The following is a 7441-nucleotide window of genomic DNA, read 5'->3' on the forward strand; positions in this document are numbered from 1 at the left end:
GTTTCAGTTTTTCAGGCGCAGGTTCTGCGGGTCCCAGAGCGGTCCATCGCCGTGCACGGTGGCAGCGAAGCGCTCGCCGAATATCTCGATTTCGATAGCCTGTCCGGGCACAGCAAGCTCGCTGCGCAGCATGCCGAGCGCGATCGACTTGTCCACCCTGTGCCCGTAGCCTCCTGACAGCGTCTCGCCCACGATCTGTCCGTCATGCCACAGCGTCGACATGTAGGGCGCATCGCACGGTCCCGGCGCGTCGAGGGTCAGCACCGCGAAGCGCCTGGTCACGCCGGCCTGCTTCTCATTGAGAAGTGCAGTCTTGCCGATAAAATCCGGCTTATCCCAGCGCACGAACCGCTCGAGCCCGCCTTGCAGCACAGTGTAGTCCGTCGAAAGCTCCGCCTTCCATGCGCGGTAGCCCTTTTCCAGCCGCAGCGAATCCAGCGCGAACATGCCGAACGGTTTCAGCCCGTGCTTCTGCCCGGCCTGCCAGACAGCGTCGAAGATCGTGGCGGTGTCCTCGACCTTGGTGTGGATTTCCCAGCCGAGTTCACCCGCGAACGACACGCGCACGAGTTGGCACCAGCGCTCGCCGATCTGCGCCGACTGGTGCGTCAGCCACGGTTGCGTCAGGTCGGCTTGCGTCACCTCTTGCAGGATCGCGCGCGATGCCGGCCCGGTGAGGATCTGGCACGAAAACGCGTCAGTGACGTTCTGAATCGAAATCTCAGCATCAGCCGGCAAGTGATTCTGCAGCCATTCGAAATCGTGCTGCTCTGCCACCGCGGCGGTGATGAGAAAGAAGAAATCTTCGGCCAGCGCCATCACCGACATCTCGGTCTGGATGCGCCCCTTGTCGTCGGCGAAGTAGGCGAGCCCGATCCGTCCCGGCTTCGGCACCGCGCCAGTAATCAGCGAGGAGAGCCAGTCGCGCGCGCCTTCGCCCTGCACTCTGAACCTCGAGAACCCCGGCAGGTCGAGGATGCCGGCCGCGTCGCGCACAGCGTGGCATTCCTCGCGGATGCGGGCGAACCACGGCCCCTCGCGGTCGAATGTCTGCGTTGCGGCCTCGGAAGTGTCGTCGCCCTCATGCGCATACCAGTTGGCGCGCTCCCAGCCATTGTAGGCCCCGAACTGCGCGCCGAGCGCGGCGATCCGGTCGTGGATCGGCGACAGCTTCCGCCCGCGTCCCGCCGGCCATGCGTGGCGCGGGAAGTGGATCGCATATTCGTGGCCATAAACCTCCATGCCCTTCGCCACAGCATAGTCGCGGTCGGCAGCAAAGGACGTGAAGCGGCGCGGGTCGCACGACCACATATCCCATTCGGTGGCCCCCTCCGTCACCCATTCGGCCAGCACCTTGCCCGCGCCGCCGGCCTGCGCGATGCCGAAGGTGAAGACGCAGGCCTCGAACGCGTCCGGCACGCCGGGCATCGGCCCGATCAGCGGGTTGCCGTCCGGCGCATAGGGGATCGGCCCGTTGATGACCTTGGAAAGCCCCGCCGTGCCGAGGATCGGCACTCGCGCCACCGCGTCGTTCAAATACCATTCCAGCCGCTCCAGATCGTCCGGAAAAAGCTGGAACGAGAAATCGTCCGGCATCTCGTCGCTGGGCGTGGCCCAGTGGGCACGGCAGTTCTTCTCATACGGCCCGAGATTCATGCCGTACTTTTCCTGCCGCAGATAATATGACGTGTCGACGTCGCGTAAGAGCGGCAGCTTGCGGCCGGCGCCTTCGGACCACGCCTTCAGCTCGGGGATCTCGTCGAACAGGATATACTGGTGGCTCATCACCATCATCGGCACGTCGCGGCCGAACAGCCTGCCGACCTCAGCCGCGCGGTAGCCGGCGGCATTCACCACCTTCTCGCAGCGGATCTCGCCTTTCTCGGTCGTCACCACCCATTCGCCGCGCTCGCGCCGCACCGCCGTCACTGGGCAGAAGCGCACGATCGTCGCGCCCATGTCGCGCGCGCCTTTGGCCAGCGCTTGCGTGAGCTGCGCGGGGTCGATGTCGCCGTCATTCGGGTCGTAGAGCGCGCCTTCCAGCTCGTGCGTCTCGATGAACGGGTAGCGCGACCGGATCTCGTCCGGCCCGATGATGTCGATCTCCATGCCCTGATAGCGGCCCATGCCTTTCGCGCGCTGGAACTCGCGCACCCGTTCCTTGCCGTGGGCGAGGCGGATCGAGCCGGTCACGTGGTAGTTCATCGGGTAGCCGACTTCTTCCGCCAGCCCGCGATAGAGCTCCGCCGAATAGCGCTGCATGTTCATCAGCGACCACGAGGAGGAGAAGGTCGGGACGTTGCCGGCCGCGTGCCATGTCGAGCCGGAGGTCAGCTCGTTCTTCTCCAGAAGCACGCAGTCGGTCCACCTGGCCTTCGCCAGATGATAGAGCGACGAGACACCGACAGCGCCGCCGCCGATGATCACCACGCGCGCCTGTCCCGGCAGTTCGGCCATCATTTCCCCTCTTTTTGTTCTTTTCAGCGAGCTTTTCACGATGCAGGCCCGTGGTGGAGAGACAAGCGGATGCACGCATTTGTGCCAAAGAATTTGATTGCGGGCCGCGATTCGCCTATTCCGGGCGAAAATTTGGCGGGCTCGCGCGCGGTTCCGCCGCACCGCATACCGAAAGGCTGGGGCATGCTGGCACCCGACAACAACAGGCAGGACATCGACGAGCAGGAAATCGTGGACGAGGCGCTGACGTCGCGCCGCTCGGTCCGCGCCTTCCTTCCGACCCCCGTAGACGACGAGACGGTCAAGGACATCCTGCGCGTCGCGGCACGCGCGCCGTCTGGTACCAACATGCAGCCCTGGAAGGTGTATGTCGTCACCGGCGACAAGAAGCAGGCGCTCAGCGACGCGATCCTGAACTCGGGCGTGCGTGCCGAAAAGGCCACATGGGACGAATACCGCTACTATCCCGACCAGTTCTTCGAGCCATACCTGACCCGTCGGCGCGCCGTCGGCTTCGCGCTCTATAGCCTGCTCGGCATCGGCCGCCGCGACACCGACCGGATGCGCGCCCAGCACGACCGCAACTTCGTCTTCTTCGATGCGCCCGTGGGCATGATCTTCACCATCGACCGCCGGCTCAACCAGGGCTCGTGGATCGACCACGGCATGTTCCTGCAGTCGATCATGATCGCGGCGCGGGGCAGGGGCCTGCACACCTGCCCGCAGGCGGCGTTCGCGCCCTATCATCGCCAGATCAGGCCGCTTCTGGGCATTCCTGACGAGGAGATCGTCGTGTGCGGCATGGCGCTCGGCTACGAGGACGCCTCGAAGCCTGAGAATTCACTGCGCAGCGAACGCGCGCCGCTGGACGAATTCGTCACCTTCGTCCGCTGACCCGCCTCAAACCTCCACGAAACGCTCCGGCGCCGCGCGCAGCCGGTCGATGTCGCGCCGGGGCGGCGCGCCGAACAGGCGGCTATATTCGCGGCTGAATTGCGACGGGCTGTCGTAACCGACCCGGTGGCCGGCCGATGCCGCGTCCAGAGCTTCGGCTAGGATCAGCCGCCGCGCCTCCTGCAGCCGAAGCTGCTTCTGGTATTGCAGCGGGCTCAGCCCCGTCACCTCCTTGAAGTGAAAATGCAGCGACGACAGGCTCATGCGCGACTCGGTTGCCAGCACTTCCGCGCGGAATGGCTCGGTGAAATTGGCCTGCAGCCAGCCGATGGCGCGGCTCACCTGCTGCGCGCGGCTTTCGCCGGTGGCGATCTCGCGCAGCCTTCCTGCCTGCGGCCCCGTCAGAAGCCGGTAGAGGATTTCACGCTCGATCAGCGGCGCCAGCATGGCGATGTCACCCGGCGCGCCCAGCAACCTGACGAGGCGAAGCGCTGCGTCCGCGAGGCTCGGTGCGGCCTCCGACACGGCGATCGCTAACGGATCGCGCGAGCGCTCGACAGGCGGCAGCCTCATCTCGAAGATCAGGCTCGCCAGCATCGCGGGGTCGAGTTCCAGCTTGAAGCACAGATACGGCGCGTCCGGCGTCGCTTCGACCACCTGGCCCGCCATCGGCACGCCGACCGAGATCACCAGGCACTGCCCGGTGCCGTAGGTGAGCATGTCCTCGCCCAGCAGAACCTGCTTGCGACCCTGCGCCACAATGCAGAGCGCGGGGTGCTGCACGCCGTGCACCGGCGCGGTCGCCTGCGATGTCCGGAAAAGCGAAAGACGCGGCACTGGCGTTGTATGACAGCCATCGACGGGCGCGAATCGGGCAATTTCTTTCGCCAGCTCGCCGATCGGCGCAAAAGCGTTTTCTTGCATGACGTGCCTCCTTTCTCACGAAGCACTGGTAGTTTGTGTTGCACGCTATGTATCAGCGTCCATCACGCGTGAATAGACGCTTTCACGGACATTCGGAGGATCGTGCAATCATCGCGGAGAGCTGTTCTACCGTGATGGCGCCTTGATGCGGCATGTTGCACCCATTGCAGCGTCAGAGGCTGCGTCGAGCCGGAAAGGAGATCCACGATGACAAGAAGACACGACACCCGCCGACGCCTGCCGCGGTCGCTCGACACCGGACCCCGCATCGTCGTCACCATGCCGCTGCTCGCCTCACTGGCGCGGCTGTTCCGTTCCTCGAAGCCCTCACGGTGGATGAATGGCTAGGCGCTGCAAGTCGGCCGCGCCCGCGCTGATCCTGTTTGCGGCATCATTCCTTTCGATCGCCGCAATGACCGTCGGCGCCTTCGGCAATCCCGCAAACGAGACGAACATGACAACGCAAGAAACCACGCATCCCTATGTCGGCATGTGGGTGACGGAAGACGGCCGCATCCGCCACGAGCTTCTGCCCAACGGCCGCTATGATGAAGCCCGCGGCAATCGCGAAAGCGCCTATCAGGGGCAATACTGGGTAAAGGGCAGCCGCATCGAATATCTCGACGATACCGGCTTCCGGGCCGATGGCGAGTTCCGCGATGGCGTGCTCTATCACGCCGGCATGGTCATGCGGCGCAGATAAGCCTCATGCGGCCAATCAGGCCGCACTGCGTGACAGCGCGGCCCAGCGGCCCGGCGTCATGCCGAACGCCTTCTTGAAATGACGGTTCATGTGGCTCTGGTCGACGAAGCCCGAGGAGATGGCTGCGTCGGCCAAACTTTGCCCTTCGCCGATGAGGCGTTTCGCCCGGTCCAGCCGGCGCATCACCAGATAACGGTGCGGGCTGGTGCCGAGCGCGCGGCGGAATTGCCGGGCGAGCGTAAAGCGGTCGAGGCCGCTCACACGCTCCAGATCGGCCGAGCCGATCGCCGTTTCGTGGTCTTCCTTCAGATAGGCGCAGCAGCGGGCGATGGCGTCCCGCGCGACGATGCATGTCTGCGCGCGCTCCTGGCCGGCGTGAAGGGCCAACGCGTCGGCCAGCAGCACCATGCGGTCGTCGAGCGCGATGTCCTCCATCTCGTTGTCGAGGTCGGCAAGCATCGATGCGACGATCGCGCTTAGCCGCGCGTCGGCGACCACGCCGGCCGGCACGAAGGGCAAGCCCGCATGACTGCCGCCGGCCTCGAGCAGCCTCGCGGGGTCGAGATAGAGCATGCGATAGCGCAGCCCATGCGCCGTTCCTGCGCCGCCGTCATGGATTTCGTCCGGGTGCAGTACGACGACCTCGCCCGGCAGGCTGTGCCACGAGACGCCGCGATAACGGAATGTCTGCACGCCCTCGATGGTGACGCCGATTGCGTAGGTGTCGTGGCGGTGCGGCTCGTAGCCTTCGCCGGCGAAGCGCGCCTCGATCCGCTCGAGCCCCCGCACCGGTTGGCCGGAACGGATCCAGTCGCGCGCCCCGTCGCCGCACAAACGTCCAAGACCGAGCACCTCGCCGTCGGGTAGGGGGCGGGTCATGAGGTTTTATCCGTTTGAGAGGTCAAAGGCATGTTCAACACCAAGATAGCGATCGTGGTCCGCGAGGATCTGGCGATGTGGCAGAAGCTCAACGTCACGGCATTCCTGTCCACCGGCATCGCATCGCAATCACCTGAGGTAATCGGCGAACCCTACCGCGACAAGGCGGACAATGTCTTCAACGCGATGTCCATCCAGCCGATTGTCGTGATGGCGGCCGACCTCGCGACGATGGCCAGGATACATGCCCGCGCCATCGAGCGAGGCGTCCAGGCCTCTGCCTATGTGGACGCGATGTTTGCGACCGGCCACGACGCCGCCAATCGCGCGGTCTTCGCCGAGACCGGGCCGGACGACGCTCGCATCGCCGGTCTCGCCTTGCGCGCCGACAGGAAGCTGGTGGACAAGATCACCAAGGGCGCGAAGCTGCATCCCTAGCAGAGCCGGCAGCAGGTCGCCCGCCCGTCAGCCCGTACCATGCGGCCATCGCGCCGTCCGCGACCGCCAGCAGCGTTTCGCGGCTGGCGCCGTCGCGGGCCTGGATCGACATGCCCTGTTGCACGGTCACGTAGAACGCGGCCACGCCGTCGCAGTCGGTGCCTGCCGGCAATTCTCCCTCGTCCACGGCCCGGCGTAGCCTTGCGGCAAGATCGGTGACGTTGTCCGCGCGCAACTTGCGCAGGGCCGCGCAGACGGCCTCGCTGCCGGTGTCGTCGGCGTGCAGCGCGCCCAGCACGATCAGGCAGCCGTGCGGCTTGTCCGGCTGGGTGAACGAAAACGCCGTCGCGCGCAGGAAACCGTCGAAAGCCTCGCGCGCGGTCGGCGCTTCTTCCACGGCAAGCCAGATCTCGGGCGACTCCGTGCGGCCATAAAGCGATACCGCCTCATGAAACAGCGCTTCCTTGGAGCCGAAAGCCGCATAGAGGCTCGGCGGATTGATGCCCATCGCCGCCGTCAGCTCCGAAAGCGAGGCGCCGGCAAAGCCTTTTCGCCAGAAAAGCTCCATTGCGCGTCCAAGTGCTTCTTGGCGGTCGAATTTTCGCGGCCTGCCTCTCTCGGCCATGCCTCGCTCCTTTTTTATCGATCAATACATAAATCGCTTGACGCGTGACCGCAAGGTGGAGAGAGATATGTATCGATTGATACATAAAAGGAGATTCCAATGGCCAATCTGGCAGGCAAGAAAGCGTTCGTGACTGGCGGCAGCCGCGGCATCGGGGCTGCGATCGTGCGACGGCTGGCGGCGGAAGGCGCCGACATTGCCTTCACCTACGCCCGCTCCGCGGAGAAGGCGGGCCAAGTCGCCGGCGCGGTCGAAGCCGAAGGCCGCCGCGCCATGGCGATACAGGCCGACAACCGCGATCCGGAATCGGTACGAGCCGCCATTGAAAAGGCAGCGAAGACGTTCGGCGGGCTCGACATCCTCGTCAACAGCGCCGGGATCTATGAAGAGGCGTCGATCGAAGAACTCACGCTGGAGGATTTTGAACCGCCCCGGGTTTGCCGGAGGCCGTTTCTTTTGAGTCACGCGGCCATGGCTGGTTCTTCCAGCATGGCGTAGTAGCGTTCCTCGGCTTCCGCCGG

9 protein-coding genes are annotated in these 7441 nt (G+C 65.1%); 5 read left to right on the forward strand and 4 right to left on the reverse strand.

Annotated elements, in window-relative coordinates; translation table 11 throughout:
- Positions 1-3: 3 nt before the first annotated feature.
- Entirely contained in the window at positions 4-2457 is a 2454-nt protein-coding gene (locus V1479_RS10400) for a GcvT family protein (RefSeq protein ID WP_368802816.1), read from the reverse strand.
- A gap of 183 nt (positions 2458-2640) precedes the next feature.
- Here V1479_RS10400 and V1479_RS10405 point away from each other — a divergent pair, with 183 nt between their 5' ends.
- Positions 2641-3351, forward strand: coding sequence for a nitroreductase (locus V1479_RS10405; protein ID WP_173190693.1), 711 nt, complete (start codon positions 2641-2643; stop codon positions 3349-3351).
- 6 nt (positions 3352-3357) lie between these two features.
- Here V1479_RS10405 and V1479_RS10410 read toward each other — a convergent pair whose 3' ends face one another.
- The gene (locus V1479_RS10410) at positions 3358-4275 is read right to left on the reverse strand and encodes an AraC family transcriptional regulator (protein WP_368802817.1); all 918 of its coding nucleotides are present in this window, start codon (positions 4273-4275) and stop codon (positions 3358-3360) included.
- Positions 4276-4482: 207 nt separating this feature from the next.
- Between V1479_RS10410 and V1479_RS10415 the strand changes: the two genes are divergently transcribed.
- Together V1479_RS10415 and V1479_RS10420 are read left to right on the forward strand one after the other, a co-directional pair.
- Complete coding sequence (locus tag V1479_RS10415; protein WP_173190697.1) at positions 4483-4623, forward strand: hypothetical protein; 141 nt, start codon at positions 4483-4485, stop codon at positions 4621-4623.
- A gap of 64 nt (positions 4624-4687) precedes the next feature.
- A complete protein-coding gene (locus V1479_RS10420; protein ID WP_368802863.1) occupies positions 4688-4978 on the forward strand; it encodes an Atu4866 domain-containing protein in 291 nt (96 codons plus the stop codon).
- Positions 4979-4993: 15 nt separating this feature from the next.
- Here V1479_RS10420 and V1479_RS10425 read toward each other — a convergent pair whose 3' ends face one another.
- Positions 4994-5857: an AraC family transcriptional regulator gene (locus V1479_RS10425; RefSeq protein WP_368802818.1), complete on the reverse strand. Its 864-nt coding sequence runs from the start codon at positions 5855-5857 to the stop codon at positions 4994-4996.
- 30 nt (positions 5858-5887) lie between these two features.
- On the opposite strand from V1479_RS10425, the gene V1479_RS10430 reads away from it, so the two are divergent.
- A complete protein-coding gene (locus V1479_RS10430; RefSeq protein WP_368802819.1) occupies positions 5888-6295 on the forward strand; it encodes a DUF2000 family protein in 408 nt (135 codons plus the stop codon).
- Here V1479_RS10430 and V1479_RS10435 read toward each other — a convergent pair.
- A complete protein-coding gene (locus tag V1479_RS10435; protein WP_368802820.1) occupies positions 6267-6920 on the reverse strand; it encodes a TetR/AcrR family transcriptional regulator in 654 nt (217 codons plus the stop codon). The two genes, V1479_RS10430 and V1479_RS10435, sit on opposite strands and share 29 nt — an antisense overlap.
- A 99-nt stretch (positions 6921-7019) precedes the next feature.
- On the opposite strand from V1479_RS10435, the gene V1479_RS10440 reads away from it, so the two are divergent.
- Positions 7020-7418, forward strand: a complete 399-nt coding sequence (locus V1479_RS10440; RefSeq protein WP_368802821.1) for an SDR family NAD(P)-dependent oxidoreductase — start codon at positions 7020-7022, stop codon at positions 7416-7418.
- The last annotated feature ends 23 nt before the right edge of the window (positions 7419-7441 follow it).

It is taken from the genome of Neoaquamicrobium sediminum (genome assembly GCF_040970315.1).
In the GTDB taxonomy this organism is placed as follows: domain Bacteria; phylum Pseudomonadota; class Alphaproteobacteria; order Rhizobiales; family Rhizobiaceae; genus Aerobium; species Aerobium sediminum.

Coding starts and splice junctions, on each gene's coding strand:
- V1479_RS10400 (WP_368802816.1), bottom strand. CDS start 2,457: ATGGCCGAACTGCCGGGACAGGCGCGCGTGGTGATCATCGGCGGCGGC.
- V1479_RS10405 (WP_173190693.1), top strand. CDS start 2,641: ATGCTGGCACCCGACAACAACAGGCAGGACATCGACGAGCAGGAAATC.
- V1479_RS10410 (WP_368802817.1), bottom strand. CDS start 4,275: ATGCAAGAAAACGCTTTTGCGCCGATCGGCGAGCTGGCGAAAGAAATT.
- V1479_RS10415 (WP_173190697.1), top strand. CDS start 4,483: ATGACAAGAAGACACGACACCCGCCGACGCCTGCCGCGGTCGCTCGAC.
- V1479_RS10420 (WP_368802863.1), top strand. CDS start 4,688: ATGACCGTCGGCGCCTTCGGCAATCCCGCAAACGAGACGAACATGACA.
- V1479_RS10425 (WP_368802818.1), bottom strand. CDS start 5,857: ATGACCCGCCCCCTACCCGACGGCGAGGTGCTCGGTCTTGGACGTTTG.
- V1479_RS10430 (WP_368802819.1), top strand. CDS start 5,888: ATGTTCAACACCAAGATAGCGATCGTGGTCCGCGAGGATCTGGCGATG.
- V1479_RS10435 (WP_368802820.1), bottom strand. CDS start 6,920: ATGGCCGAGAGAGGCAGGCCGCGAAAATTCGACCGCCAAGAAGCACTT.
- V1479_RS10440 (WP_368802821.1), top strand. CDS start 7,020: ATGGCCAATCTGGCAGGCAAGAAAGCGTTCGTGACTGGCGGCAGCCGC.